The organism is Variovorax sp. PAMC 28711, assembly GCF_001577265.1.
Taxonomy (GTDB): domain Bacteria; phylum Pseudomonadota; class Gammaproteobacteria; order Burkholderiales; family Burkholderiaceae_C; genus Variovorax.
Genome location: NZ_CP014517.1, coordinates 2,386,937 through 2,411,903, shown reverse-complemented (window position 1 = coordinate 2,411,903; position 24,967 = coordinate 2,386,937). Strand labels below are relative to the sequence as shown.

Here is a 24,967-nt window from a genome sequence, read left to right as displayed (position 1 = left end):
GCCGGTGCTACGCTGACCACGCCTAAAAAAGGAGACACAAAATGGACACCTCGAACCCGTCGACCCCGGCAATCCAGGCCACCCAGCCGGCCTTGCAGGCGCACCAGCTCGTGCGCCGCACCATCGCGCTGGTGCTGGCCGGCGGTCGCGGCTCGCGCCTGAAGCAGCTCACCGACCGGCGTGCCAAGCCGGCCGTTTACTTCGGCGGCAAGTTCCGCATCATCGATTTCGCGCTGTCGAACTGCCTCAACTCGGGCATCCGGCGCATGGCGGTGGTCACGCAGTACAAGTCGCATTCGCTCATGCGCCATCTGCAGCGCGGCTGGAGCTTTCTGCGGGCCGAGCTCAACGAGATGGTCGATGTGCTGCCCGCGCAGCAACGCGTGGGCGACGAGCACTGGTACCGCGGCACGGCCGACGCGGTGTTCCAGAACCTCGACATCATCCAGACGCGCTCCACGCCGCACGACTACGTGGTGGTGCTGGCCGGCGACCACATCTACAAGATGGACTACTCGATCATGGTCAAGGACCACGCCGAGCGCGGCATGGGCTGCACGGTCGGCTGCATCGAGGTGCCGCGCATGGAAGCCACCGCCTTCGGCGTGATGGCGATCGACGCGGACCGCAAGGTCACCGCCTTTCTCGAGAAGCCGGCCGATCCACCCGCGATGCCCGGCAACCCCGAGGTGGCGCTGGCCAGCATGGGCATCTACGTCTTCGACTCCGAATACCTCTACCAGCTGCTCGAGGAAGACAATCTCAATCCCGACTCCGATCACGACTTCGGCAAGGACATCATTCCGCGCGCCGTGGCCGAGGGCCGCGCGCTTGCGCATCCGTTCGGGATGTCGTGCGTCACGCGCGCCTCGAGCGGGCCGGGCGCGCAGGCGTACTGGCGCGACGTGGGCACGATTGATGCATTCTGGGCAGCCAACCTGGACCTCGCCTCCATCACGCCCGAGCTCGACATCTATGACACCGACTGGCCCATCTGGACCTACCAGCGGCAGCTGCCGCCGGCCAAGTTCGTGCTCGGTCGCGACGGAAAGCACGGCGTGACCTACAACACCATCGTGTCGGGCGGCTGCATCGTGTCAGGTTCGACCGTGCGCGATTCGGTGCTGTTCTCGAACGTGCGCATTCACTCCTTCTGCGACATCACGCGCGCGGTGCTGCTGCCCGACGTCGAAGTCGGTCGCGGCGCGCGCCTCACCAACGTCGTGATCGACCGCGCCTGCGTGATCCCCGACGACATGGTCATCGGCGAGGACGCCGCAGCCGATGCTGCGCGCTTCGAGCGCACCGAAGCCGGCGTCACGCTGGTCACGCGCGACATGCTCATGCGGCTGCAAACCGCCGCCGGCTGATGCGGGTTCTTCAGGTCAGCGCCGAGATTTTTCCCCTGCTCAAGACCGGCGGACTGGCAGACATCGCCGGTGCGCTGCCCCACGCGCTGATTGCCGTCGGGCAAGACGTGCGGGTGCTGCTGCCGGGCTTTCCAGCCATCGTCGCGGGTGTCGAAGATCTGGTGCCGCTGCACGACTTGCGGGCGCCGTGGGGCGACCGCACCCGCCTCTTGGTCGGCCGGGTCGCGACCGCCGGCGCGCCCGACGTCACCGCCTACGTGATCGACGCGCCGCACCTCTACGACCGGCCCGGCAATCCGTACGAAGACACACATCGGCAGCCCTACGGCGACAACCACCGGCGCTTCGCGCTGCTCGGTTGGGCCGCGGCGCAACTCGCGCAGGGCCTCGACCCCACCTGGCAGCCTGCGGTGGTGCATGCGCACGACTGGCATGCCGCGCTCGCGCCGGCCTACCTCGCCTTCGCGCAACGCCCACCGGGCCCCCGCGTCGGCAGCGTCTTCACCGTGCACAACCTGGCCTACCAGGGCCTGTTCGCGCCCTGGGATTTCGCCGACCTCGGCCTGCCGGGCCCGGCCTTCCAGATGAACGGGCTCGAATACTTCGGCCAGCTCAATTTCATGAAAGGCGGGCTCGTGTTCGCCGATCGCCTCACGACCGTGAGCCCTACCTACGCGCGCGAGATCCAAACGCCCGAGCAGGGCCAGGGCCTCGATGGCCTGCTGCGCCAGCGCAGCGATGTGCTCACCGGCATCCTCAACGCGGTCGACGACCAGGTCTGGAATCCGGGCACCGATGCCCTGCTGCCGCAGGGGTTCAGCCTGCCCGAGGGCAAACGCATGGCCGGCAAGGCGGCTTGCAAGGCGGCACTGCGGCAGCAGCTGGGCCTGGCCGCATGGCCGGACGTGCCGCTCTTCGTCGTGGTCAGCCGGCTCACCGAGCAAAAGGGCTTGCACCTCGTGCTCGATGGGCTCGATGCGCTGTTGGCGCAAGGCGGCCAGCTCGCGCTGCTCGGCGGCGGCGAGGCCTGGCTGGAAGAGGCCTTTCGCCAGCGCGCTGCGGCAACGCCCGAATCGGTCAGCGTCACCATCGGCTACAACGAGAACCTCGCGCACCAGCTCTTCGGCGCCGGCGACGTGACCCTGGTGCCATCGCTGTTCGAGCCCTGCGGGTTGACGCAGATGTACGGCCTCAAATACGGTAGCCTGCCCCTGGTGCGCAGCGTCGGCGGACTGGCCGACACCGTGGTCGACTGCACCCTTGAAAACATGGCGAGCGGCGAAGCCACCGGCTTCGTCTTCGGCCACTTCGACGACACCGACTACGCGCGCGCCGTGCGCCGTGCCTTCGCGCTCTACAAGCGCCCCGCCGATTGGCGCCGGGTGCGCGCCACCGCCATGCGGCGCCCGGCCGACTGGGCCACCGCAGCGGCGCAATACGTCGCCGTCTACCGGCAAGCCGCCCCCAACGTTGCCGTTTGACGGCCCCCCGACAAGAACCTGCGAGCACTCTCATGACCACGACACCCAAGACCTTCGAATACGACCATCCGGACCGCGACGTCGCCGCCTTCAAGCGTGCCGTGGCCAACAAGCTGATTTACCAGGTCGGCAAAGACCCGATCGCGGCCAGCCAGGACGACTGGCTCAATGCCACCGCGCTGGCCGTGCGCGACCAGCTGGTCGAGCGCTGGATGACCACCACGCGCGCCAACTACCAGCAAGACCTCAAGCGCGTCTATTACCTCTCGATGGAATTCCTGATCGGACGCACCTTCACCAACGCGATGCTGGCGGTCGACATCTACGACATCGTGCGCGAGGCGCTGGCCGACTTCGGCGTCGACATGTCGGCGCTGGCCGAGCGCGAGCCCGATGCGGCGCTGGGCAACGGCGGCCTCGGCCGGCTGGCCGCCTGCTTCCTCGATTCGATGGCGACGCTCGGCGTGCCGGGCATGGGCTACGGCATCCGCTACGAGTACGGCATGTTCCGCCAGCGCATCGTCGACGGCCAGCAGATCGAGATGCCCGACTACTGGCTCACGCGCGGCAACCCGTGGGAGTTCCAGCGACCCGAGGTGAACTACCGGGTGCGCTTCGGCGGCCATGTGCAAAAGCGCGAAGGCGCGGCGGCCGCCTCGGGCGCGGCCGACTGGGTCGACACGCACGACGTGCTCGCCGTGGCCTACGACACCATCATTCCGGGCTACGGCACGCAGGCGACCAACACGCTGCGCCTGTGGTCGGCACGCGCCACCGAGGAGATCGACCTGTCGGCCTTCAACAAGGGCAACTACATGGCGGCGGTGGAGAGCAAGAACCACTCCGAGAACGTCTCGCGCGTGCTCTACCCGGACGACTCCACGCCGTCGGGCCGCGAGCTGCGCCTGCACCAGGAATACTTTTTCTGCAGCGCCAGCGTGCAGGACTTGCTGCGCCGGTACCTGCGCAACCACACCACCTTCGACCAGCTCTCCGAGAAGGTCAGCATCCACCTGAACGACACGCACCCGGTGCTGGCCGTGCCGGAACTCATGCGCCTGCTGCTCGACGAGTACGGCCTCGACTGGGACGCCGCCTGGGCACAGACGCAAAAGGTGTTCAGCTACACCAACCACACGCTGATGCACGAGGCACTGGAGACCTGGCCGGTCGAGATGATGGGGCGCATCCTGCCGCGCCATCTGCAGATCATCTACGACATGAACGCGCGCTTCCTCGCGCTGGTGACCCAGATCGCGGGCGACGACGTGGAGCTGCCGCGTCGCCTCTCGCTGGTCGACGAAGCCGGCGAACGACGCGTGCGCATGGCCTACATCGCGGTGCTGGCGAGTCACTCCATCAACGGCGTGTCGGGCCTGCATTCGGAACTCATGAAGCAGTCGATCTTCGCGGACTTCAACAAGATCTTCCCAGAGCGCTTCAACAACAAGACGAACGGCGTGACGCCGCGTCGCTGGCTTGCGCAGGCCAACCCGTCGCTCGCCGCGTTGCTCGACCAGCGCATCGGCAAGGGCTGGCGCCGCGACCTCACGCAGCTCGAAGCGCTGCGTCCGATGGCCGCGCAGCCCGCCTTCGCGCGCGCCTTCCGCCATGCCAAGCGCGAGAACAAGCTGCGCCTGGCCAACTGGGTCGAGCAGAACATGGGGATCGTGCTCGACACCGACGCGATGTTCGACGTGCAGGTCAAGCGCATCCACGAATACAAGCGCCAGCTCATGAACGTGCTGCATGTGATCTCGCGCTACCAGCGCATCCTCGACGCGCACGCTGCAGGCGACACCGCCGCGCTGGCCGCCATCGTGCCGCGCGTGGTGGTGTTCGCGGGCAAGGCCGCGTCGGCCTACGCAGTCGCCAAGCTGGTGATCCGCCTCATCAACGACGTCGCCACCACGATCAACCACGACGAGCGCGTGGGCAAGTTGCTGAAGGTCGTCTTCCTGCCGAACTACAGCGTGAGCCTGGCCGAAATCATCATGCCGGCGGCGGACCTTTCCGAGCAGATCTCGACGGCCGGCACCGAAGCCTCGGGCACGGGCAACATGAAGTTCGCGTTGAACGGCGCACTCACCATCGGCACGCTGGACGGCGCCAACGTCGAGATGAAGGAAAACGTCGGCGACGACAACATCTTCATTTTCGGCAACACCACGCCGGAGGTCGCCGACATCCGCCTGCACGGTTACCAGCCACGCAGCTACTACGACGGCAATCCCGAGCTCAAGCGGGTGCTCGACGCGATCCGCGACGGCGTGTTTTCACCGTCGGAGCCGGGCCGCTTCCAGGGCATCTACGACGGCCTGGTGAACTGGGGCGACCACTATCTGCTGCTGGCCGACTACGCGAGCTACGTCGAAACGCAAACGAAGGTCGACGACCTGTACCGCGACACCGATGCGTGGACGCGCAAGGCGATCCTCAACGTGGCGGGCATGGGCGCTTTCTCGTCGGACCGCACGATCGCCGAGTACGCGCACGAGATCTGGCACACGAAGCCGGTGCAGCTCTGAGTCGCGTCGGTCAGGGCTTCCGGCCGGCGGCAGGCGCCTCGGTCACGAAGCCGATGCGGCTCAAGCCCGCCTTGTTCGCGATGCCCATGAGTTCGACCACGCGGCCGTAAGGCACCGTCTGGTCGGCGCGCAATTGCACTTCGGTGTCCTTGCTGTCGGCCGCAGCTTTGGCGAGCTTGTCGGCCAGTTCCTCGCGCGTCACAAGCTGATCGTTGAAGAACTCTTTGCCCGACGCATCGACCGACAGGCTCACGAATTTCGGCGTGTCGTTCGGCTGGCCGGCATCGGTTTGCGGCAGGTCGAGCTTGATCGAACTCGCCATGAGCGGTGCGGTGATGATGAAGATCACCAGCAGCACCAGCATGACGTCGACCAGCGGGGTCACGTTGATGTCCGACAACGGCCGCGGGCCGCCGGCGCCGGTGGCACGCCCGCCGCCGCCGGAGTTGCTGCCGAGCGAAGTGCGACCGAAGGCCATGGTCTGGCGCGCCGCCCTAGACGGGCATCACGCGCGCCGGCGGCAAGGCGTCGTCGGGCGTTTTCGCAGGCTCGCCGAAGGTGGCGAGCAGGTCGTGCGCGAAGCCTTCAAGCTCGGCTTCGATGCGGCCGATGACGCGACCGAACACGTTGTAGGCCAACACGGCCGGAATCGCGACAGCGAGCCCGAAGGCCGTCATGACCAGCGCTTCGCCGACCGGGCCGGCGACCTTATCAATGGTGAAACCGCCGGTCTCGCCAGCGATGCCCGCGAGCGCGCCGTAGATGCCCCAAACGGTGCCGAGCAAGCCGACGAACGGCGCGGTGGCGCCGACGGTGGCCAGCAGGATCTGGCCGCCCTGGAGCCGGCGCAGTGCGCCGTGCAATGCGTCCCGTAACGAGCGCGTGAGGCGCTGGCCACGGTCGCCCGCGCTGCCGAGCGTCGTCGCTTGCGAATCGTCGGCCACGCGCCGGACGGCGCCGACCGCCGGCAGGACCAGCATCGGGCCATCGAACGCCTTGAGCTTTTGCTCGGCTTCGGTGACCGACGACGACTGCCAGAACGCGGCGATGCTGCGCAGCACGCCGCGTGTGCCGCTGCGCAGCAGCCAGGCCTTCTGCAGGATCGCGACCCAGCTCGCCACGGACATCGCGAGCAACAACGCGGCCACCGAGCGGCTGACGCCGTCGCCGTGGGTCAGCAGTTCGAGCACGCTCATGGGGGAGGCGCGATCAGCGCAGGCTCAACACGTCGAACATGTCGAACAGGCCGGTCTTCTGCGATGCGAGAAAACGCGCGGCGCGCAGGCTGCCCTGGACGTAGGTCGTGCGGCTCGACGATTTGTGCGTGATCTCGATGCGCTCGCCGATGCCGGCAAAGAGCACGGTGTGGTCGCCGACGATGTCGCCACCGCGGATGGCCGAGAAGCCGATGGTCGACGGGTCGCGCTCGCCCGTGATGCCTTCGCGCGCGTAGACGGCGCAATCTTTGAGGTCGCGGCCCAGCGCATCGGCGATCACTTCGCCCATCTTGAGCGCGGTGCCCGACGGCGCATCGACCTTGTGGCGATGGTGCGCTTCGATGATCTCGATGTCATAGCCGGTCGACAAGGCCTTGGCCGCCATCTCGAGCAGCTTGAGCGTGACGTTGACGCCCACGCTCATGTTCGGCGCCATCACGATCGCGATGTCCTGGGCGATCTCGGCGATCTCGGCTTTCTGGGCGTCGCTGAACCCGGTGGTGCCGATGACCGCCTGCACGCCGAGCTCGCGGCACACGGCGAGGTGCGCCAGCGTGCCTTCGGGACGGGTGAAGTCGATCAATACCTGCGCGTTCTTCAGGCCGCCGCGGAGGTCCGCCACGATCGGCACGCCACTGGTGAAGCCGAGAAACGCCGCCGCGTCGGTGCCGATGGCCGGCGCGCCGGCCACGTCGAGGGCACCGGCCAGCTCACAGTCGTCGGTTGCGCGCACGCCTTCGATCAGCATGCGGCCCATGCGGCCGGAAGCGCCGGCGATCGCGATGCGCCGCATGTCAGCGGGCGGTTTCGAGCGGCGGGTAGCTCGGCGGCAAGGGCGCGAGCGGCGCGGCCGGTGCTTCGGTCTTCGCGGCCTTCTTGTCGTCCGGCTTGAACTTGTCGAGCTGGCTCTCGGTGGCTTCGAGCTGCGGAATCTTGGACGTTTTGCTGGCACGCGTGTCGACGGCGGCCACGAACTCTTCTTCGCTTGGCATCGTGTCGCCTTCGAAGCGGTCCAGCGCGTCGTTCTTGAAGAACAACGTCAGCCGCCGTTGCTGCGGCTCGACGCCCTGGCGACGCATCGTGAAGACGTAGTCCCAGCGGTCGGAATGGAAGACGTCCGTGAGGAGCGACGTGCCCAGGATTTCACGCACCTGCTGACGCGACATGCCCGGCTTGAGCGCTGCGACCTGCTCTTTGGAAACGAAGTTGCCCTGCACCACTTCGACCCGGTAGGGCGTGATCTTTTCCAACGCGCTGCGGGTGCTGTCGGTGACGGTGCTGCAAGCGCCAAGGCTCAAGCTCGCGGCGGCGCCGAAGAGCAGCCAGAGGCTGCGTTGGGGAATGGCAAGCATGGAAGAAAGAGGTAGCGATATGATCGGCCCATTGTAGCGGCTGGCCCCCGGCGGGCCTCCCCGCCCGGCTGGCGCAGGAACGACCCATGGCCAATATCGACGAACTCAAGAACACCGGCCTCAAGGCCACCTTGCCGCGCCTGAAGATTCTTGAAATCTTCCAGACCGGCGGCCTCAGGCACATGACGGCCGAAGATGTTTTCCGAATCTTGCTCAACGAGCATTCGGACATCGGCCTGGCCACCGTCTACCGCGTGCTGACGCAGTTTGAGCAGGCCGGCATCCTGGAGCGCAGCCACTTCGAAAGCGGCAAGGCCGTCTACGAACTGAACGAAGGCAAGCACCACGACCACCTGATCTGCACTTCGTGCGGAAAGGTCGAGGAGTTCTACGACGCCGAGATCGAACGCCGTCAGCAAATGATCGCGCATGACAAGGGCTGGATCCTGCAGGACCACGCCATGTCGCTCTACGGCTTGTGCGGCGACTGCGCCAGCCGCCGCTGACTTGCGCTCAGTCGTCGCGCCCGGCTTCCATCGCCTTGTGGTGGCGCGCGACGAAGTCGGCATACGTGTCGATGCCGCGCAGTTGCAGGATCGAGTTGCGCACCGCCGCTTCGACCAGCACCGCGATGTTCCGCCCGGCCACCACCTGGATGATGACCTTGCGCACCGGAATGCCCAGCACGTCCTGCGTGAGCGGCGCCGACGGCATGCGCTCGTAGTCGCGCTCGAACGAGTCACGCCGCACCAAGTGCACGATGAGCTTGAGCCGCATCTTGCGGCGCACGGCCGTCTCGCCGAAGATCGCGCGAATATCGAGCAGGCCGATGCCGCGCACTTCCAGCAGGTTCTGCAGCAGGTCGGGGCAGCGACCCTCGAGCGTGTTCTGGTTGATGCGGTAGAGGTCGACCGCATCATCGGCCACGAGCCCGTTGCCGCGCGAAATCAGCTCCAGCCCGAGTTCGCTCTTGCCGAGCCCCGATTCGCCGGTGATCATCACACCGAGCCCCAGGATGTCCATGAACACGCCGTGCATCGAGGTGCGCTCGGCGAAGTGCTTGGACAGGTAAGCGCGCAGCAGGTCGATCACGTGGGCCGACGATTCGCGCGTCGCGAACAGCGGCAACTGGGCGCGCTCGCAGATCGTGAGGAGTTCGTCCGGCGCGGGCTGCCCGTCGGCCAGCACCAGCATCGGCGGCTCCAGCGTGACGATGCGGGCAATGCGCCGCGCGCAGTCTTCGCCGGTGCCGCGCGTCAGGTACGCGATTTCGCGCGCGCCCATGATCTGGACGCGATACGGATGGATGTAGTTGAGGTAGCCGACCAGGTCAGCCGCCGACTGCGCGCGGCTGATGACTTCAGGCTCGAACTGACGCTCCGAAGCGCCGAGACCCGCCAGCCACTCCCAGCGCAGCGAACCGCGAAACTCCTCGAACATCGCGTCCGCGCTGATGACGGTCGGCTTCATGCGCGGAGCGAAACGGGGTTCAAGCCACTTGGGCGGATTGCCAGCCGGCGATCAAGGCGTGCAGTTCGCCCGCGTCGGTGCTCGACTTGATCTGCTCGCGCAGGCCGGCGTCACTGAGCAGTTCGGCGATCTCGGACAGGATCTCGAGGTGTTTTTGCGTCGCCGCTTCGGGCACCAGCAGGAAGATGAGGAGCGCCACGGGCTGCTCGTCGGGAGCGTCGAAGCCGATCGGGTTCGCCAGCTGGAACACCGAGGCCATCGGCGACTTCAGTCCCTTGATGCGGCCATGCGGGATCGCGACGCCGTGGCCCAGACCGGTCGATCCGAGCCGTTCTCGGGCGAACAGGCTGTCGGTGACCAGCGCGCGTCCCAGGCCGTGAAGATTCTCGAACAGCAAACCTGCTTCTTCAAAAGCACGCTTTTTGCTGGTGGCGTCAACGCTCACGAGCACTTGAGCGGGCGGCAGGATGGACGCGAGGCGATTCATGGTGGGGCAGGGCGGGCGCGATTATGCACCTCATTGGTAAAAACCCCCACCTCGGAGCGGCGGGTGTCTGTAAAAAACAAAAAGCCGCCCGAGGCGGCTTCGTTGGCGATCGCCTTCCGGCGCGGCCCCTTCACATCAAGCGCTTGGGCGCCTGGTGATGGTGATTCTGCAACCGCGTCTTGTGGCGCACCACCTGGCGGTCGAGCTTGTCGACCAGCTCGTCGACGGCTGCATAGAGATCAGCGTGACTCGACTCCGCGAACATGTCGCTTCCCTTGACGTGGATGTTGCACTCCGCCTTCTGCCTGCGTTCCTTTTCCTTTTGCTTTTCCACAGTGAGGATGACCTTCACATCGACCACTTGGTCGAAGTGGCGGGTGATCCGGTCCAGCTTGCTCGTGACATACGTGCGCAAAGCGGGAGTGACGTCGAGGTGATGACCGCTGATCGTCAGATTCATGAATGACCTCCTGGAATTGACGGTTGGGAAAATAGCCAACGCTCCGGAATGGCGCGTGGCCGGCGAAACAAGAATGGGTGTGAGCGGGAGAGAAAGAGAGCGGAAGGGAAGAGAGTCGATTCACTATGCCCAAGCTACAAGGCGATTGCAATCCCCCACTTGCCCTGATCCGACATTTACCGTCAGTTGACATTTTTTTGCTCCTCCTTTGATAGCAGCAGAGCCCCACGAGAGCTGCGCTGCGGGCGATTTCTTCCGATAAAGAGACCGCGTCTGCGGGAGGGCCAGAGCGCCGCTCACTTCCAGCTCGCGCGCATCCGGGCCAGCAGGTCGATCGTCGCGGCCGGCGGCGGAACGGCGGGCGCGCGCGGCGGCGGAGGCGGCCAGGTCTGCTGCTCGAAATGCGCGGTGTCGGCTTCGCTGATGAAGCGCGTGCGCCCCGCATAAAGATGCCGGTCGCCGCGCGCCGACTGCTGCGTCACGTAGAAGCGCTGCGGCACCAGCAGGTGCAAATGGTCTCGGGCGCGCGTCATCGCGACGTAGAGCAGGCGTCGCTCTTCCTCGAGCTCGCTTGCGCCCTGCGCCACATCGGCCGGGAGGCAGCCGTCGACCACGTTGAGCACGTGCACCGAATTCCATTCCTGTCCCTTGGCCGAATGGATGGTCGACAGGATGAGGTAGTCCTCGTCGAGCAGTGGCGGGCCGGGGCGGTCGCTCGTCGCCTCCGGTGGATCGAGCGTGAGCTCCGTCAGAAACCGCTCGCGCGAGGCGTAGCCCGACGCCAGCCGGGCCAGTTGCTCGACATCGCCTCGCCGCACGTCCGAAGTGTCGTCGTACAGCCGCTCGAGATGCGGGATGTACCAGCGCAATGCCAGTTCCACATCGGCCGGCCACGGCAGCACCGCACTGCGCAGCGCCGCGTAGGTTTCGGCGAAACGTTGCCACTCGACCTGCGCCGTCGCCGGCGGCACGAAGTCCTGCACCGCAGCGCCCGGATCGGCCGCCACGTCCATCGCATCCAGCAGGCGCGTCGAGGTCACCGGGCCGATGCCGGGAATCAGTTGCGTGACACGAAAGCCCGCCATGCGGCCGCGCGGGTTCTCGGCGAAGCGCAGCACCGCGAGCAGGTCCTTCACATGCGCGGCTTCGAGAAACTTGAGCCCGCCGAACTTGACGAACGGGATGTTGCGGCGCGCCAGTTCGAGCTCCAGCGCGGCGCTGTGCGTCGAAGTGCGGAACAGCACGGCCTGCGACTTGAGTGCCAGCCCGCCTTCGCGGTGGGCGAGCACTCGGTCGGCCACCCAGGTCGCCTGCTGCGCTTCGTCGGGCACCAGGATGATCTGGGGCCGACCGGCGGAAGGTTTGTCGGTCCAGAGCGTCTTGGCATGCCGCTCGGCAGCTTGCGCGATCACCGCGTTCGACGCATCGAGGATCGGCTGGGTCGAACGGTAGTTGCGCTCCAGCGTGACGACGCGCGCTGCTTGCGAGAACTGCGCCGGAAAGTCGAGGATGTTGCGCACCGTCGCACCGCGGAACGAATAGATCGACTGGGCGTCGTCGCCCACCACCGTGACACCGCGACCGTCGGGCTTCATCGCGGTGAGGATGGCGGCCTGCAAGCGGTTCGTGTCCTGGTACTCGTCGACCAGCACATGGTCGAAGCGCGCGCCGACGGCCGCGGCCAGCGCGGGCTCGGCCACCATGCCGGCCCAGTAAAGGAGCAGGTCGTCGTAGTCGAGCACGTTCTGCTGCTGCTTGGCCTCGACGTAGGCGCCGAACAGGCGCTTGAGTTCGGCCTCCCATTCGGCGCACCACGGGAAGGCGTGCTTGAGCACCGCGTCGAGCGGCTCGCAGGTGTTGACGGCGCGCGAATAGATAGAGAGGCAGGTGCCCTTGTGCGGAAAGCGGCGTGCACTGGACGACAGGCCGAGGTCGTGCCGCACCAGGCCTAGCAGGTCTTCCGCGTCGCCGCGGTCATGGATCGTGAAGTTTTCCTTCAGCCCGATCTGTGCGGCGTACTCGCGCAGCAGCCGCGCGCCGATGCCATGGAAGGTGCCGGCCCAGGGCAGCGCCGGGGGCGCTTCGGACTTCAGCGCGAACACGCGCGCCACCACCTGACCCGCACGGCGCGCCATCTCCTGTGCGGCACGGCGAGAGAACGTGAGCAGGAGGATGCGCTGCGGATCGACGCCGCCTGCAATGAGCCGGGCGACGCGGTGCGCCAGCGTGCTGGTCTTGCCCGATCCGGCGCCAGCGATCACCAGCAAAGGCTGCAGTTCGTGCTCGACCGCCGCGCGCTGTTCGTCGTTGAGCGTGGACAGCACGGCCGCGAGCCTTTCGGCCTGGGTAGTAGGAAGCATCGCCACAGCGGACATGTCGCAACTTTACTGGATGTCCATCCAGCCCGCGTCACAAAGCAGTCCACTCGCGGCGGGATAATTCGGGATGCTCAATATCTTTACGCTCGCAAACGGGCGGCTCGTCCAGGAAGAGATCGAGTCGCTCGAGGAGCTTTCCAACTTCCAGCCGATCTGGGTCGACCTGGAGTCTCCTTCGGTCGACGAAAAGCGCTGGGTCAAGCAGTACTACGGCCTGTCCATTCCCGAAGACGCGATGGACGAGGACATCGAGGAATCGGCCCGCTTCTACGAAGAAGACAACGGCGAACTGCACATCCGCTCCGACTTTTTGATCGACGACGACGAAGACCCGCGCTCGGTGCGCGTCGCCTTCATCCTGAACCAGCACAACGCCGAGCTGCGCAGTCGCGGCGTGCTGTTCTCGATCCACGACGAAGACGTGCCGGTGTTCCGCCTGCTGCGCATGCGCGCCCGCCGCGCGCCGGGCCTGATCGAGGATGCCAAGGAAGTGCTGCTCAAGCTGTTCGATGCCGACGCCGAGTACTCGGCCGACACGCTGGAGAACATCTATGACGAGCTCAAGAAGGTGAGCGAGAAGGTGCTGCGCGGCAACATCACCGATGCACTGGCGAGCATCGTGCTCGGCGAGATCGCGCGCCACGAAGACCTGAACAGCCGCATCCGCCGCAACGTGATGGACACGCGACGCGCGGTCAGTTTCATGATGCGCAGCAAGATGCTCAACGCCGAGCAGTTCGAGGAGGCGCGGCAGATCCTGCGCGACATCGAGTCGCTCGACAACCACACCGCGTTCCTGTTCGACAAAATCAACTTCCTGATGGACGCGACCGTCGGCTTCATCAACATCAACCAGAACAAGATCATCAAGATCTTCTCGGTGGCGAGCGTCGCGCTGCTGCCGCCGACGCTGGTGGCCAGCATCTACGGCATGAACATGAAGTTCCCCGAGCTGGAGTGGTTGGGCAGCTCGCTCAGCTACCCCTACGTGGTGACGTTGATGCTGGCCAGCGCGCTGGTGCCGATGTGGTACTTCGGGCGCAAGGGCTGGTTGAGCTGAACGACGGCGGCCCGCGTCGGGGCACTACAGGAACGAGAGCTGCTCGCCACCGCCCGGTGCGTCCGGCGAATCGCTGGCGTTGAACACCGTCACGGCATCGTCGCGGCGAAGAAGGCCGCCGTGCAGCACGCGTGCGGTCATGCCGCCATGACCGCGCATGGCGTTGTAGCCACCAGCGCCGAGCGCTTCTTCCATGCGGGTGCAAGGCTCGCACGGCCCGGTAATTTCCAGTACGACCTGCGCGCCGATGCGCAACTGCAGCGTCTGGTCGCGAAAAAGCGACCGCGCAGCGATGAGGTTGAGGCCTGACACCACAAGATTGCGCCGCAATGTTTCTGCGCGCACTGCGTCGCGCCCTGCAAGCGCCGCGATGACCGAGAGATGCTCCGCCTGGATCAACGTGACCTGCCGCTTGCCACCGCCCGCCAGCATCGGTGGGCGCTGCGCGATGCGGTCGCCCTCGAGCCCGCGACCGACGATCGCCTGCACGTGCGGCACCGACCGCATCGGGACACGGCGCTCGGGCCGCAACAGGATCGCGTCCAGCCGGCCCGCGCGCGGAAAGCGGGCGGTGAGTTCGCGCAGGCCGCTCATGGCGACGGGAGCATCGGCAACAGCGCCGCGATCAGCGCCTGCGCCTGGCGGCCCGCGACCTGCGACAGGTAGGCCGGAAAGTCCACATGCGCGCTGTCGTCGGCGCGGTCCGAAATGTTGCGTACGGCGGCGAACGGCACGCCGTAGTCGTGACACACCTGCGCGACGGCGGCTGCTTCCATCTCGACGGCCATTGCATCCGGCAGCTCGCGCCGCAACGCCATCGCTTCGTCGGCACCCGAGACGAAGCGATCGCCGCTCACGATCAAGCCACTGTGCACGCGCATGTCGCCGAGCTTGAACTGCGCCACAACGCCGGCCGCGAAATGGCCGTAAGCGCCTGTCGAAATGGCGCGCGCAGCGGTCAGGAGCAGTGCGGACAGCGCGGCATCCGCCTCGAAACGGGCGCGGCTGTAGAGCGGCACTTCATGGCGCGGAAACAGCGGCGAGGCGTCCATGTCGTGCTGCAGGAACGCGCTGCCGACCACCGTGTCGCCGACCTTCACGTCCGGATGCAGCCCGCCGGCGACGCCGGTGAAGACGATGCGCTTCGCGCCGAATCGCTCGATCAGCACCGTCGCGGTGGTGGCAGCTGCGACCTTGCCGACACGCGACAGCGCGAGCACCACCGGCTGGCCGTGCCAGATGCCCGCGTGGAAGTCACGGCCCGCATGCCGCACGTGCGTCGGCGCATCGAGCTGTTCGCGAAGGCCCTGCTGTTCTTCGGGCAGCGCGCTGAGGATGGCAGTGGTCATGGCGTGCCATTCTCGCGGGCGCGCTGCTACTTCTTCACGTCGCGAAGTTCGCGGCGCAGGATTTTCCCGACGGGCGTCTTGGGCAGGTCGGTGCGGAACTCGATCACGCGCGGCTGCTTGTAGCCCGTGAGATTGGCGCGGCAGAAGTCCTTGATCTGCGTTTCAGTCAGCGCTGGATCTTTCTTGACGATCACCAGCTTGACGGCCTCGCCGGTCTTGTCGTCCGGCACGCCGACCGCGGCGCATTCGAGCACACCGGGAATCTGCGCGACCACATCTTCGATCTCGTTCGGGTACACGTTGAAGCCCGACACCAGAATCATGTCCTTCTTGCGGTCGACGATCTTGAAGTAGCCACGCTCGTCGGCAACGCCGATGTCGCCGGTCTTGAACCAGCCGTCGGGCGTCATGACCTTGGCGGTTTCGTCAGGGCGTTGCCAGTAGCCGGCCATCACCTGCGGGCCCTTGATCGCGATCTCGCCGGCCTGGCCGAGCGCCACGGGTTGCCCGTCGTCGTCCAGCAAGGTGAGCCAGGTGCCCGGCAACGGCACGCCGATGGTGCCGGTGAAAGCGGTGCTCGTGGTCGGATTGCAGGTCGCCGACGGCGAGGTCTCCGACAGGCCGTAGCCCTCGCAGATCGGGCAGCCCGTCTTGTCGAGCCACAGCTTGGCGACCGCGCCCTGCACCGCCATGCCGCCGCCCACCGACACCTTCAGGTTCTTCCAGTTGACGGTGTTGAAGTCGGGGTGGTTGGCCAGCCCGTTGAAGAGCGTGTTGACGGCCGGAAGACTGTGGAAGGTGTGCTTCGACAGCTCTTTCAGCACCGCCGCCATGTCGCGCGGATTCGGGATCAGGATGACTTTGCCGCCCGTGCGCAGCCCCAGCATCATGTTCACGGTGAACGCGAAGATGTGATACAGCGGCAACGCGCACACGCTGGTCGGCTGTTCGCCCTCAGGCACCCTGGCCATCACGGGCTCGTTCCACGCTTCGGACTGCAGCACGTTGGAGATCACGTTGCGGTGCAGCAGCACCGCGCCCTTGCTCACACCGGTGGTGCCGCCGGTGTATTGCAGCACCGCTACGTCATCGGGGCCGATCGCGGGCGCCTGCAGTGTGCGACCTGCGCCCTGGTCGAGCGCCTCGTTGAAACGCACAGCGCCCGGCAGGTTGAAATCGGGCACCAGCTTCTTGACGTTGCGCACCACATAGTTGACGAGCGCACCTTTCAGGAAGCCGAGACGGTCGCCCATCGAGGCGAGCACGACGTGTTTGACCGGCGTGGCACCGATGCATTGCTGCAGCGTGGTGCCGAAGTTTTCCATGACGACGATCGCCTTGGCGCCGGAATCCTTGAGCTGGTGCTCGAGTTCGCGCGGCGTGTAGAGCGGGTTCACGTTCACGAGGATCAGCCCTGCGCGCAGGATGCCGGCCACCGCGATCGGGTACTGCGGGCAATTGGGCATCATCGCCGCGACGCGATCGCCCTTCACCAGGCCGATGCCCTGCAGGTAGGCCGCGAACGCCTTGCTCTGCTTGTCGGTCTCGGCGTAGCTCACGTCCTTGCCCATGAAGCTGTAGGCCGTGCGATCAGCGTACTTGCTGAAGCTTTCTTCCATGAGCGCGACGAGCGACGTGTACTTCGAGGCATCGATGTCGGCAGGAACGCCTGCGGGATAGCTGCTGAGCCAGGGGCGATCGGTCATGTTCTGTGTCTCATTCGTTCTGTGGGGCCGCGCCACTTTTACTCGATGGCCTTGCCCATGTCTTCCACGACCTTCTTGGCGTCACCGAAGACCATCATGGTCTTGTCCATGTAGAAGAGTTCGTTGTCCAGGCCGGCATAACCCGCTGCCATCGAACGCTTGTTCACGATCACCGTCTTGGCCTTGTACGCCTCCAGGATCGGCATGCCGTAGATCGCGCTGCCCTTCACGTGCGCGGCAGGGTTCACCACGTCGTTCGCGCCGAGGATGATCGCGACGTCAACCTGGCCGAATTCGCCGTTGATTTCGTCCATTTCGAACACCTGGTCATAGGGGACTTCGGCCTCGGCCAGCAGCACGTTCATGTGGCCGGGCATGCGGCCCGCCACCGGGTGGATCGCGTACTTCACCGTGATGCCCTTGTCGGTGAGCTTCTGAGCGAGTTCCTTCACCGCATGCTGCGCGCGGGCGACCGCGAGGCCGTAGCCTGGCACGATCACCACGGTCTCGGCGTTGCCCAGCACGAAGGCCGCGTCGTCGGCGCTCCCGCTCTTGACCGGGCGCTGTTCCTTGGCGCCGGCCACGGCTGTGGTCGCATCGCCGCCGAAGCCGCCCAGGATCACGTTGAAGAACGAGCGGTTCATCGCCTTGCACATGATGTAGCTCAGGATCGCGCCCGAGCTGCCGACCAGCGAGCCCGCGATGATCAGCATCGCGTTGTTCAGCGAGAAGCCGATGCCCGCAGCCGCCCAGCCTGAGTAGCTGTTGAGCATCGACACCACCACCGGCATGTCGGCGCCGCCGATCGGGATGATGAGCAGCACGCCGAGCGCGAAGCCCAGCGCGATCACGAGGCAGATGTCCATCCAGCTTTGCGAGTGCCAGAAGCCGAAGACGAAGAACGCGGCCGCGAGGCCGAGCACCGCGTTGAGGATGTGCTGGCCCTTGAACTGCACCGGCGCGCCCTGGAACAGGCGGAACTTGTATTTGCCCGAGAGCTTGCCGAACGCGATGATCGAGCCGGTGAAGGTGACCGCGCCGATGAAGGCGCCGAGCGCGAGTTCGATGCGGTTGCCACCCGGGATCGGCTCGTTGTGCGCCGAGATCTGGAAGGCCCAGGGCTCGGCAACCGCCGCCACCGCGATGAACACAGCCGCCAGGCCGATCATGCTGTGCATGAAGGCGACCAGTTCCGGCATCTTGGTCATCTCGACGCGCTTGGCGGCGATGGTGCCGCCGGTGCCGCCCACGAGCAGGCCGAGCGCCACCCAGCCGAGGCCAGTGAAGTTGCCGCCCGAGAGTTCGACGATCAGCGCGGCCGTGGTGACGGCCGCGATCGCCATGCCGGCCATGCCGAACAGGTTGCCTCGGATCGAGGTGGTCGGATGGCTCAGGCCCTTGAGCGCCTGGATGAAGAAAACGCTGGCAATCAAATAGAGCAGCGTGACGACATTCATGCTCATTTGGCCGCCTCCTTCGCTGCGGCCGCCGGCGCCTTCTTCTCTTTCTTCCTGAACATCTCGAGCATGCGTCGCGTGACGAGGAAGCCGCCGAACACGTTGACCGCCGCCAGCGCCACGGCCAGCACGCCCATGGTCTTGCCGAGCGTGGTTTCGGTGAGCGCGGCGGCCAGCATGGCGCCGACGATGACGATCGCGGAGATCGCGTTGGTCACGGCCATGAGCGGCGTGTGCAGCGCAGGCGTGACGGTCCAGACCACGTGGTAGCCGACGTAGATCGCCAGCACGAAGATGATCAGGTTGATGACGGTATGGGAAACGGGATCCATGGTGCTTACTTCCTTGTGACTTGGCCGTCTTGCGTCATGCGGCACGCGGCCACGATGTCGTCCTCGAGGTCGATCTTGAGCGCGCCTTCCTTCGTCACGATGAGCTTGAGGAAGTCGAGCACGTTGCGTGCATAGAGCGCCGAGGCGTCGGCCGCCACCAGCCCCGCGAGGTTGGTTTCGCCGACGATCGTCACGCCGTGCTTCACCACCGTCCTGTCGGCTTCCGACAGCGGGCAGTTACCCCCCACGCCGTCGACGCCCTTGCCGGCCGCGATGTCGACGATCACCGAACCCGGCTTCATCGACTTGACCATGTCCTCGGTGATGAGCGTCGGCGCGGCACGACCCGGGATCAGCGCCGTGCTGATCACGATGTCCGCGAGGGCGACGCGTTTGGCGACCTCGACCTGCTGGCGCGCGAGCCAGCTCGGGGGCATCGGCTTGGCATAACCGCCGACGCCGACCGCGGCTTCCTTCTCCTCGGGCGTGTCGTACGAGACCTCGATGAACTTGCCGCCCAGCGACTCGATCTGCTCCTTGACGCTCGGGCGCACATCGCTCGCCTCGATCACGGCGCCCAGGCGCTTGGCGGTCGCGATGGCTTGCAGCCCGGCGACGCCGACGCCCAGGATCACCACGCGCGCGGCCTTCACCGTGCCGGCCGCGGTCATGAGCATCGGGAAGAAGCGCTGGTATTTGTCGGCCGCGATCATCACGGCCTTGTAGCCGGCGATGTTGGCCTGCGACGACAGCACGTCCATGCTCTGCGCGCGCGTGGTCCGCGGCGCGGCTTCGAGCGCAAAACCCGTCACGCCAGCGGTGGCCAGACGTTGCAGGCCAGCGGCGTCGAACGGATTGAGCATGCCGATGACCACGGTGCCGGGCTTCATCAGCACCGCTTCGGAGTCGCTGGGCGTGCGCACCTTCAGCACGATGTCGGCCGCGAAAGCGCCGCTGGCATCGGTGATCTCGGCGCCCGCCGCCTGGTAGGCGGCATCGGTGACGCTGGCCGCCACGCCTGCACCCGATTGCACACGCAAGGTGTGCCCCGATGCCAACAGCTTCTTGATCGTCTCGGGAGTGACGGCCACTCGTGTTTCGCCAGCCGCGGTTTCAGCAGGCACGCCTATCAGCATAGAAGTCTCCTCAGGGCAGAGGCCGCCTCGGGACGGGGGCCGTCTTGATTGCGGGCCGAGCTTACCGCAAGCGGCCGGCAATCCGTGTCGCGCAAATTCTCCGCGTCGTCCGGTCCGCAGTGCCCGCCGCGTCTGGGTAAGACGCTATCAAATTAATAGCAAATTGCGCGTGTGTTCGGCGTTTGCGGCGTGCGTGCGCGTCGCCACGACCAGCCAGCAGCCACGGCACGCCCGCCCGCCGCCGAGCGCAAGACCGCGCAAATGTCCTCGAACAAAAGTTACCGATCTATACTTAAGTGGGTCTTTCGCACAGTTAAAGACACTTGTTGACCTTAGTCGCGCAAATCCGTGCACTAGTTGACAGTTACGTGCTCGCCAGAGGATGGGCAGTTTTCGACTGCCCCCATAGACTCACGCTCTCGGTAATTAAAAAGGGGATGGAATGCGTATTGCCGCGCTTGACGACGAGACGGGCCAGCTCGAACTGATCCAGCACACCATGGGCGGTATCGGCCATGAATGTCACGGCTTCAGTGACGGCCGCTCGCTGCTGCGCGAACTGCGGCAGCAGACCTACGACCTTCTGATCCTCGACTGGAGCCTGCCCGACGTGCAGGGGCCGAATGTGGTCAAGTGGATTCGTCAGGACCTCAACAGCCGCCTTCCCATCCTTTTTGTGACGAACCGCCGTGAAGAAGCCGACATGGTCGAGGGATTGTCTGCCGGCGCCGACGACTTCATGGTGAAGCCGATCCGGATCGCCGAACTCGAGGCCCGCGTCAAGGCGCTGCTGCGGCGGGCGTACCCGTCACAACACGAGGCCGAGCTCGTCTTCGGGCCATACCACTTCTTCCCGCACTCACGCACCTTGCAGGTGAACGACGAAGTCGTCGAACTCAAGCACCGCGAATACGAACTGGCGCTGTTCCTCTTTCAGAACCTGGGCCGCCTGTTGTCGCGCGAACATTTGCGTGAAGCGGTCTGGGGACTGGGCGCCGAAACGCCCTCGCGCTCGCTCGACACCCATATTTCGCGCCTGCGCACCAAGCTTGAACTCCGACCCGCCAACGGCTTCCTGCTGTCGGCCATCTACGGCCTGGGCTACCGGCTCGAAGCCATCGAACCCGACACGCTGCTCGGGATGCCGGGCGCGACTGCCGCCGCCACATGATCGGCGGGATGCCACGGCGCAGCCTGTGCGTTGCGGTCGCGCTGTGCTGGGCCCTGGCCGCCTTCGGCGCCGGCGCGCAGCCCGCCGCCCAACCGAAATCGCGCGCCAAAGCCATCCCGCCTGTCACCGCACAGGTTGAATTCGTGCAGGGCGGCACGGTCACTCGCGCCCCCGATGCCCCCATCAAGAAAGGCCGCCGTGGCGCACCGCCTTCACCGCCGCCTGTCGCTGCCGCCTCCGCAGTGACCACCGGCACGGTGCTCACCGAAGGCGCGCGCATCGAAGTGCCGAACGACGGTTACCTGCGCCTTCGTCTTGCCGACGGCTCCATCGTCCGCGTGCTCGCGGGTTCCGACGTCGAACTGCGCAGGCTGCGGCGCAAAAAGGGCACCGACCATTACGAATCGATCATCGACGTGCGGCGCGGCAAGGTCGAGTCGGAAGTGGCGCCCCAGAAACCAGGTCGCGTCTTCGAGATCCATGCACCGGGCGCCGTCGCCAGCGTGCGTGGCACCCGCTTCGATGTGTCAGTCGACCCGGAAGGCCGCGTCGGCACTTCGGTGTCGGAAGGCAAGGTCTCGATGCAACCCAAATCGGCGAGCCGGCGCCAAGCCGCCCCCGCAACGCTGGTGCCTGCCGGCCAGGGCGTGGTGCTGGGCACGGACGGCCGACTCGGCCAGCGCAGGGCGCTGCCCGCAGCGCCCGACCTGTCCGGCATTCCGGCGCAACTCAACGACGCCAGCTTGCTGCTGCTCGACCTCGCCACGGTGTCCGACGCGGGCGGTGGCTACGAAGTGCGCGTGGGCCGGGACGACGCCCTGACGCAGGTCGTGCGCAACGGCATCTTCAAGAATGGCCGTGTCGAATTCATCGCGCTGGACGACGGGGCCTACACCCTGGGCGTGCGCGCGCTCGATCCCGAAGGCCTCGCCGGGCCGGAGGCGCGCCGCCCCCTCACCGTGCACGCGCGACCGGTGCCGCCGCTCTACCAAAGCCCGCAACCCGGCGCCCGCATCGTGAGCGACGGGGGACAACTGATCTGCTCGCAGACGGCCGGTGCCGAGTGGGCCCATGTGCAGGTGGCGCGCCAATCCGACTTTTCGCGACCCGACATCGACCAGCCGCGCCTCGAGGTGTGTCGACTCGGCCTCGCGGCATTGCCGCTGGGCGACTATTTCTGGCGGGTCGCCTCGGTGGCCCGCAGCGCGGACGGCAGCGTGCGCCACGGCCCGTTCGCCACGCCGCAGCGCTTCTCGGTGGTGGCCGCACCGACCGTGGGGCAGGTCGATGTGATGGATGGCAGCGAGAATCCGACGCTTTCCTGGGCCGCTGCCGCGGGCCAGACCTTTCGCGCGCAACTGGCGCGCGACGAGGCCTTCACGGCGCTCGTGCTCGAAGCCGACCTCGCCCAGCCGTCCTGGGCGCTCAAGGGCCTGCCGCGCGGCAACTACTTCGTGCGCCTGCAAGCCCGGGATGCCTCGGGGCTGGCCGGGCCGTTTTCGCCGCCGCGCAAGGTGCGCATCGGCGGCGTGGTGCAGACCTCGACCGGTGGCGGGTTGATCAGCAGCGATGGCGAGTTGATCAACCGACCCTGATGGCCGCCGTCCCGCCTCGCATCCCGCAGCCGAACGACGACCCGTTCGACCCGCTGCCGCGCAAGGGCTGGCGGCGGGTCCTGCGACGCCGCGGTCCGTGGGCCTTGCTGGCCACCGGGCTCATCGCGCTCGTGACCGCACTGGTGCTGACGCAATCGCTCCCGCGCGTGGACCGCATGCTGCAAGACAACGCGCGCGCGGCGATGGGTCAACCGCCTTCGGACAACATCGTGATCGTCGCGATCGACGAGAAGACGCTCGCCGCCGTGGGCCGCTGGCCGTGGCGGCGCGCCTTCCACGCCGAGGTGCTGCGCCGCATCAGCACGCAGTCGCCACGCTGCATCGGCATCGACCTGCTGATGAGCGAACCCGACGCCGATCATCCGGGCGACGACGCCGTGCTGACCGATGCCATCCTCGACAGCGGCTGCGTGGTGCTGCCGATGGCGTTGCAGACACGTGGCCTCCAGGCCCAGCAGGAACTGGTGCCGATGCCCGCGCTGGCCGCGGCGGCAACGGCCATCGGCCACGCGCACCTGTCGATCGACGAAGACGGCATCGCGCGCAGCGTCTACCTGCGGGAGGGCTTTGCCGGTCGCACCTGGCCGCACTTCACGCGGGCGCTGCTCGAAGCCGGTGAGAGCCGGGAAGATGCACTGCCGCAGCCCGCGCTGCCCGGCGGCCTGGGCGTGACCAGCGATCCGGCCCACCCGTGGTTGCGCAGCGAGCACGAACTGATCGTCTTCACCGAACACAAGCCGGTGAAGACCGTGTCGTACATCGACGTGCTGCAAGGCGATGTGCCGCCCGACACCTTCAAGGATCGCTACGTGCTGATCGGCGCTACGGCGGTGGGCCTGGGCGACGCCTACGCCACCTCGGCGCCCGACGCGCATGGCCTGATGCCGGGCGTGCAGATCTTTGCCGATGTGCTGCAAGGCCTGATGACCGACCGGCGCGTGTTGGTCGCGAGCCCCTGGCAAGACCTGGTCTTCAATCTCGCACCGCTCATCGTCGCGTTGCTCGGCCTGCTCTGGCTGCGGCCGGTGTGGGTGATCGCGCTGATCTGCGCGATGCTGGCGTTGCGCGTCGGCATCCACATCCTGCGGCCCTGGGTCGGCTTGCAGTTCGCGCCCGCCGCGGGCTTTGCCGGACTGATGCTCGTCTACCCGCTCTGGAGCCTGATGCGGCTGAGCGCCGCGGTGCGCTACCTGCGCTGGGGCACCGAGCAGCTGTCGCTCGACTTCGGCGGCATGGCATTGCCGAAAACGACGCGCTACGTCGGCGACTTCCTGGACCGCCAGATGGCCATCACCGCCGCGGCCGGCCAGCGCATGCGCGACCTGCACCGCTTCGTGCGCGACGGCCTCGACCACCTGCCCGACCCCACGATGATCCTGAACAACCGCGGCGGCGTGATCATCGCGAACCTGGCAGCGCAAGCCCATTGGCGAACCGACGCGCCCGGCCTCCTGGGCCAGGACGCGCACCACCTGCTCGCTGACATCAAATGGCGCACCACCGGCGCGCCGATGATGCCGCCCGGTGCGCTGCTCGGCGAGCTGGACCCGATCATGGGCGAAGGCGAAGACCAACAGAACCGTTCGCTGCTCATGCGCTGCGTGCCCTTCTTCGACGCGGGCAACCAGCACGCCGGATGGATGATCGCGCTAGTCGACATCACCAAGATGCGCCGCGCGCAAAGCCAGCGCGACGAGGCGCTGCGCTTCATCTCGCACGACATCCGCGAGCCCAGCGCGTCGATCCTCACCACGCTCGAACTGGCGCGCACGCGACCCGAGGCGTTCACGACCGAGCAGCTGTACGGCCGCATCGAGCGCCATGCGCAAACCGGGCTGGAACTGGCCGACGGCTTCGTGAACCTGGCGCGCGCCGAGGCCCAGGTGTTCCGCGCCGAGCCGCTCGATCTGGTCGACCTGCTGCAGCAAACCATCGACGACGCGTGGGCGACGGCGCGCAAACGCCAGGTGCGCGTGCTGCTCATCACCGAACTCGACGAGGCACTGTGCATTGCCGACCGCAGTCTCCTCACGCGCGCGCTGACCAACGTGCTGAGCAATGCGCTCAAATACTCGCCGGCCGGACTCGATCTGCGCTGCTTTGTCACGGACGGCGGCGCTGTGTGGCGCGTCGGCGTGCAGGACCAGGGGCCCGGCATTCCGCCGGAGCTACAGTCGCAACTGTTCCAGCCGTTTCACCGACTGCACCGCGACAGCCACCCGGAAGTCCACGGTGTCGGCCTCGGCTTGCTGCTGGTGCGCACGGCGACGCAGCGGCACGGCGGAACGATCGAGATCGACAGTGCGGCCGGCGCCGGCTGTACCGTGACGCTGGTGCTGCCCAAGCCGACCACCGCGGAACTCAAAGCTTTCATCAACGACACGGAGTGAAGAAGAA

22 protein-coding genes are annotated in these 24,967 nt (G+C 66.6%); 8 read left to right on the top strand and 14 right to left on the bottom strand.

Annotation, left to right across the window (positions count from 1 at the left end):
- Nucleotides 1–41 precede the first annotated feature (41 nt).
- Genes glgC through AX767_RS11815 form a run of 3 tightly spaced genes read left to right on the top strand, consistent with a single transcriptional unit; the run spans nt 42 to nt 5,379 of the window.
- Nucleotides 42–1,370 (top strand): glucose-1-phosphate adenylyltransferase, encoded by a 1,329-nt coding sequence (gene glgC, locus AX767_RS11825; protein ID WP_068631525.1) that lies wholly within the window; start codon nt 42–44, stop codon nt 1,368–1,370.
- Entirely contained in the window at nt 1,370–2,851 is a 1,482-nt protein-coding gene (gene glgA / locus AX767_RS11820; protein WP_068631524.1) for a glycogen synthase GlgA, read from the top strand. Before glgC ends, glgA begins: the two co-directional genes overlap by 1 nt.
- A 32-nt stretch (nt 2,852–2,883) precedes the next feature.
- A complete protein-coding gene (locus AX767_RS11815; RefSeq protein ID WP_068631523.1) occupies nt 2,884–5,379 on the top strand; it encodes a glycogen/starch/alpha-glucan phosphorylase in 2,496 nt (831 codons plus the stop codon).
- Nucleotides 5,380–5,389: 10 nt separating this feature from the next.
- Here AX767_RS11815 and AX767_RS11810 read toward each other — a convergent pair whose 3' ends face one another.
- Genes AX767_RS11810 through AX767_RS11795 form a run of 4 tightly spaced genes read right to left on the bottom strand, consistent with a single transcriptional unit; the run spans nt 5,390 to nt 7,948 of the window.
- Complete coding sequence (locus tag AX767_RS11810) at nt 5,390–5,857, bottom strand: ExbD/TolR family protein (protein WP_068631522.1); 468 nt, start codon at nt 5,855–5,857, stop codon at nt 5,390–5,392.
- A gap of 16 nt (nt 5,858–5,873) precedes the next feature.
- Nucleotides 5,874–6,575: a MotA/TolQ/ExbB proton channel family protein gene (locus AX767_RS11805; protein ID WP_068631521.1), complete on the bottom strand. Its 702-nt coding sequence runs from the start codon at nt 6,573–6,575 to the stop codon at nt 5,874–5,876.
- A gap of 13 nt (nt 6,576–6,588) precedes the next feature.
- A complete protein-coding gene (dapB, locus tag AX767_RS11800) occupies nt 6,589–7,389 on the bottom strand; it encodes a 4-hydroxy-tetrahydrodipicolinate reductase (protein ID WP_082754998.1) in 801 nt (266 codons plus the stop codon).
- Nucleotide 7,390: 1 nt separating this feature from the next.
- On the bottom strand, nt 7,391–7,948 hold the full coding sequence (locus AX767_RS11795; RefSeq protein WP_068631520.1) for an outer membrane protein assembly factor BamE: 558 nt from the start codon (nt 7,946–7,948) through the stop codon (nt 7,391–7,393).
- 86 nt (nt 7,949–8,034) lie between these two features.
- On the opposite strand from AX767_RS11795, the gene fur reads away from it, so the two are divergent.
- Nucleotides 8,035–8,454 carry a ferric iron uptake transcriptional regulator gene (fur, locus tag AX767_RS11790; RefSeq protein ID WP_068631519.1) on the top strand — a complete coding sequence of 140 codons (420 nt, stop codon included), beginning with the start codon at nt 8,035–8,037 and terminating at the stop codon, nt 8,452–8,454.
- 7 nt (nt 8,455–8,461) lie between these two features.
- Here the strand turns inward: fur and hprK are convergent, their stop codons facing one another.
- The 4 genes from hprK to AX767_RS11770 form a co-directional block, all read right to left on the bottom strand.
- Complete coding sequence (gene hprK / locus AX767_RS11785; RefSeq protein ID WP_068631518.1) at nt 8,462–9,418, bottom strand: HPr(Ser) kinase/phosphatase; 957 nt, start codon at nt 9,416–9,418, stop codon at nt 8,462–8,464.
- A gap of 19 nt (nt 9,419–9,437) precedes the next feature.
- The gene (locus tag AX767_RS11780) at nt 9,438–9,905 is read right to left on the bottom strand and encodes a PTS sugar transporter subunit IIA (protein WP_068631517.1); all 468 of its coding nucleotides are present in this window, start codon (nt 9,903–9,905) and stop codon (nt 9,438–9,440) included.
- A gap of 130 nt (nt 9,906–10,035) precedes the next feature.
- Nucleotides 10,036–10,365, bottom strand: coding sequence for a ribosome hibernation-promoting factor, HPF/YfiA family (gene hpf, locus AX767_RS11775; protein ID WP_068631516.1), 330 nt, complete (start codon nt 10,363–10,365; stop codon nt 10,036–10,038).
- A 296-nt stretch (nt 10,366–10,661) separates the two neighbouring features.
- Nucleotides 10,662–12,740, bottom strand: coding sequence for an ATP-dependent helicase (locus AX767_RS11770; protein WP_068631515.1), 2,079 nt, complete (start codon nt 12,738–12,740; stop codon nt 10,662–10,664).
- Between the two features lie 70 nt (nt 12,741–12,810).
- On the opposite strand from AX767_RS11770, the gene corA reads away from it, so the two are divergent.
- The gene (gene corA, locus AX767_RS11765; protein ID WP_068631514.1) at nt 12,811–13,803 is read left to right on the top strand and encodes a magnesium/cobalt transporter CorA; all 993 of its coding nucleotides are present in this window, start codon (nt 12,811–12,813) and stop codon (nt 13,801–13,803) included.
- A gap of 24 nt (nt 13,804–13,827) precedes the next feature.
- Here the strand turns inward: corA and AX767_RS11760 are convergent, their stop codons facing one another.
- The 6 genes from AX767_RS11760 to AX767_RS11735 are packed head-to-tail and all read right to left on the bottom strand — an operon-like array spanning nt 13,828 to nt 19,783.
- Nucleotides 13,828–14,397 (bottom strand): MOSC domain-containing protein, encoded by a 570-nt coding sequence (locus AX767_RS11760; protein ID WP_068631513.1) that lies wholly within the window; start codon nt 14,395–14,397, stop codon nt 13,828–13,830.
- Complete coding sequence (locus AX767_RS11755; RefSeq protein ID WP_068631512.1) at nt 14,394–15,152, bottom strand: 5'-methylthioadenosine/adenosylhomocysteine nucleosidase; 759 nt, start codon at nt 15,150–15,152, stop codon at nt 14,394–14,396. The genes AX767_RS11760 and AX767_RS11755 overlap by 4 nt, the downstream gene beginning before the upstream one ends.
- A gap of 26 nt (nt 15,153–15,178) precedes the next feature.
- Entirely contained in the window at nt 15,179–16,858 is a 1,680-nt protein-coding gene (locus AX767_RS11750; RefSeq protein WP_068631511.1) for a long-chain-fatty-acid--CoA ligase, read from the bottom strand.
- Nucleotides 16,859–16,896: 38 nt separating this feature from the next.
- Nucleotides 16,897–18,321 (bottom strand): NAD(P)(+) transhydrogenase (Re/Si-specific) subunit beta, encoded by a 1,425-nt coding sequence (locus tag AX767_RS11745; RefSeq protein ID WP_068631510.1) that lies wholly within the window; start codon nt 18,319–18,321, stop codon nt 16,897–16,899.
- Nucleotides 18,318–18,647 carry an NAD(P) transhydrogenase subunit alpha gene (locus AX767_RS11740; RefSeq protein WP_068631509.1) on the bottom strand — a complete coding sequence of 110 codons (330 nt, stop codon included), beginning with the start codon at nt 18,645–18,647 and terminating at the stop codon, nt 18,318–18,320. Before AX767_RS11740 ends, AX767_RS11745 begins: the two co-directional genes overlap by 4 nt.
- A 5-nt stretch (nt 18,648–18,652) precedes the next feature.
- Nucleotides 18,653–19,783, bottom strand: a complete 1,131-nt coding sequence (locus tag AX767_RS11735) for a Re/Si-specific NAD(P)(+) transhydrogenase subunit alpha (protein WP_068631508.1) — start codon at nt 19,781–19,783, stop codon at nt 18,653–18,655.
- 442 nt (nt 19,784–20,225) lie between these two features.
- Between AX767_RS11735 and AX767_RS11730 the strand changes: the two genes are divergently transcribed.
- Genes AX767_RS11730 through AX767_RS11720 form a run of 3 tightly spaced genes read left to right on the top strand, consistent with a single transcriptional unit; the run spans nt 20,226 to nt 24,960 of the window.
- Nucleotides 20,226–20,954, top strand: a complete 729-nt coding sequence (locus AX767_RS11730) for a response regulator transcription factor (RefSeq protein WP_068631507.1) — start codon at nt 20,226–20,228, stop codon at nt 20,952–20,954.
- Nucleotides 20,955–20,962: 8 nt separating this feature from the next.
- The gene (locus AX767_RS11725) at nt 20,963–22,549 is read left to right on the top strand and encodes a FecR family protein (RefSeq protein ID WP_168164825.1); all 1,587 of its coding nucleotides are present in this window, start codon (nt 20,963–20,965) and stop codon (nt 22,547–22,549) included.
- Nucleotides 22,549–24,960: a CHASE2 domain-containing protein gene (locus tag AX767_RS11720; RefSeq protein ID WP_068631505.1), complete on the top strand. Its 2,412-nt coding sequence runs from the start codon at nt 22,549–22,551 to the stop codon at nt 24,958–24,960. The genes AX767_RS11725 and AX767_RS11720 overlap by 1 nt, the downstream gene beginning before the upstream one ends.
- Nucleotides 24,961–24,967: the final 7 nt, after the last annotated feature.

What these genes read in the sequence shown, in the direction of transcription:
- glgC (WP_068631525.1), top strand. Translation starts at nt 42, where the DNA reads ATGGACACCTCGAACCCGTCGACCCCGGCAATCCAGGCCACCCAGCCG.
- glgA (WP_068631524.1), top strand. Translation starts at nt 1,370, where the DNA reads ATGCGGGTTCTTCAGGTCAGCGCCGAGATTTTTCCCCTGCTCAAGACC.
- AX767_RS11815 (WP_068631523.1), top strand. Translation starts at nt 2,884, where the DNA reads ATGACCACGACACCCAAGACCTTCGAATACGACCATCCGGACCGCGAC.
- AX767_RS11810 (WP_068631522.1), bottom strand. Translation starts at nt 5,857, where the DNA reads ATGGCCTTCGGTCGCACTTCGCTCGGCAGCAACTCCGGCGGCGGCGGG.
- AX767_RS11805 (WP_068631521.1), bottom strand. Translation starts at nt 6,575, where the DNA reads ATGAGCGTGCTCGAACTGCTGACCCACGGCGACGGCGTCAGCCGCTCG.
- dapB (WP_082754998.1), bottom strand. Translation starts at nt 7,389, where the DNA reads ATGCGGCGCATCGCGATCGCCGGCGCTTCCGGCCGCATGGGCCGCATG.
- AX767_RS11795 (WP_068631520.1), bottom strand. Translation starts at nt 7,948, where the DNA reads ATGCTTGCCATTCCCCAACGCAGCCTCTGGCTGCTCTTCGGCGCCGCC.
- fur (WP_068631519.1), top strand. Translation starts at nt 8,035, where the DNA reads ATGGCCAATATCGACGAACTCAAGAACACCGGCCTCAAGGCCACCTTG.
- hprK (WP_068631518.1), bottom strand. Translation starts at nt 9,418, where the DNA reads ATGAAGCCGACCGTCATCAGCGCGGACGCGATGTTCGAGGAGTTTCGC.
- AX767_RS11780 (WP_068631517.1), bottom strand. Translation starts at nt 9,905, where the DNA reads ATGAATCGCCTCGCGTCCATCCTGCCGCCCGCTCAAGTGCTCGTGAGC.
- hpf (WP_068631516.1), bottom strand. Translation starts at nt 10,365, where the DNA reads ATGAATCTGACGATCAGCGGTCATCACCTCGACGTCACTCCCGCTTTG.
- AX767_RS11770 (WP_068631515.1), bottom strand. Translation starts at nt 12,740, where the DNA reads ATGTCCGCTGTGGCGATGCTTCCTACTACCCAGGCCGAAAGGCTCGCG.
- corA (WP_068631514.1), top strand. Translation starts at nt 12,811, where the DNA reads ATGCTCAATATCTTTACGCTCGCAAACGGGCGGCTCGTCCAGGAAGAG.
- AX767_RS11760 (WP_068631513.1), bottom strand. Translation starts at nt 14,397, where the DNA reads ATGAGCGGCCTGCGCGAACTCACCGCCCGCTTTCCGCGCGCGGGCCGG.
- AX767_RS11755 (WP_068631512.1), bottom strand. Translation starts at nt 15,152, where the DNA reads ATGACCACTGCCATCCTCAGCGCGCTGCCCGAAGAACAGCAGGGCCTT.
- AX767_RS11750 (WP_068631511.1), bottom strand. Translation starts at nt 16,858, where the DNA reads ATGACCGATCGCCCCTGGCTCAGCAGCTATCCCGCAGGCGTTCCTGCC.
- AX767_RS11745 (WP_068631510.1), bottom strand. Translation starts at nt 18,321, where the DNA reads ATGAGCATGAATGTCGTCACGCTGCTCTATTTGATTGCCAGCGTTTTC.
- AX767_RS11740 (WP_068631509.1), bottom strand. Translation starts at nt 18,647, where the DNA reads ATGGATCCCGTTTCCCATACCGTCATCAACCTGATCATCTTCGTGCTG.
- AX767_RS11735 (WP_068631508.1), bottom strand. Translation starts at nt 19,783, where the DNA reads ATGCTGATAGGCGTGCCTGCTGAAACCGCGGCTGGCGAAACACGAGTG.
- AX767_RS11730 (WP_068631507.1), top strand. Translation starts at nt 20,226, where the DNA reads ATGCGTATTGCCGCGCTTGACGACGAGACGGGCCAGCTCGAACTGATC.
- AX767_RS11725 (WP_168164825.1), top strand. Translation starts at nt 20,963, where the DNA reads ATGCCACGGCGCAGCCTGTGCGTTGCGGTCGCGCTGTGCTGGGCCCTG.
- AX767_RS11720 (WP_068631505.1), top strand. Translation starts at nt 22,549, where the DNA reads ATGGCCGCCGTCCCGCCTCGCATCCCGCAGCCGAACGACGACCCGTTC.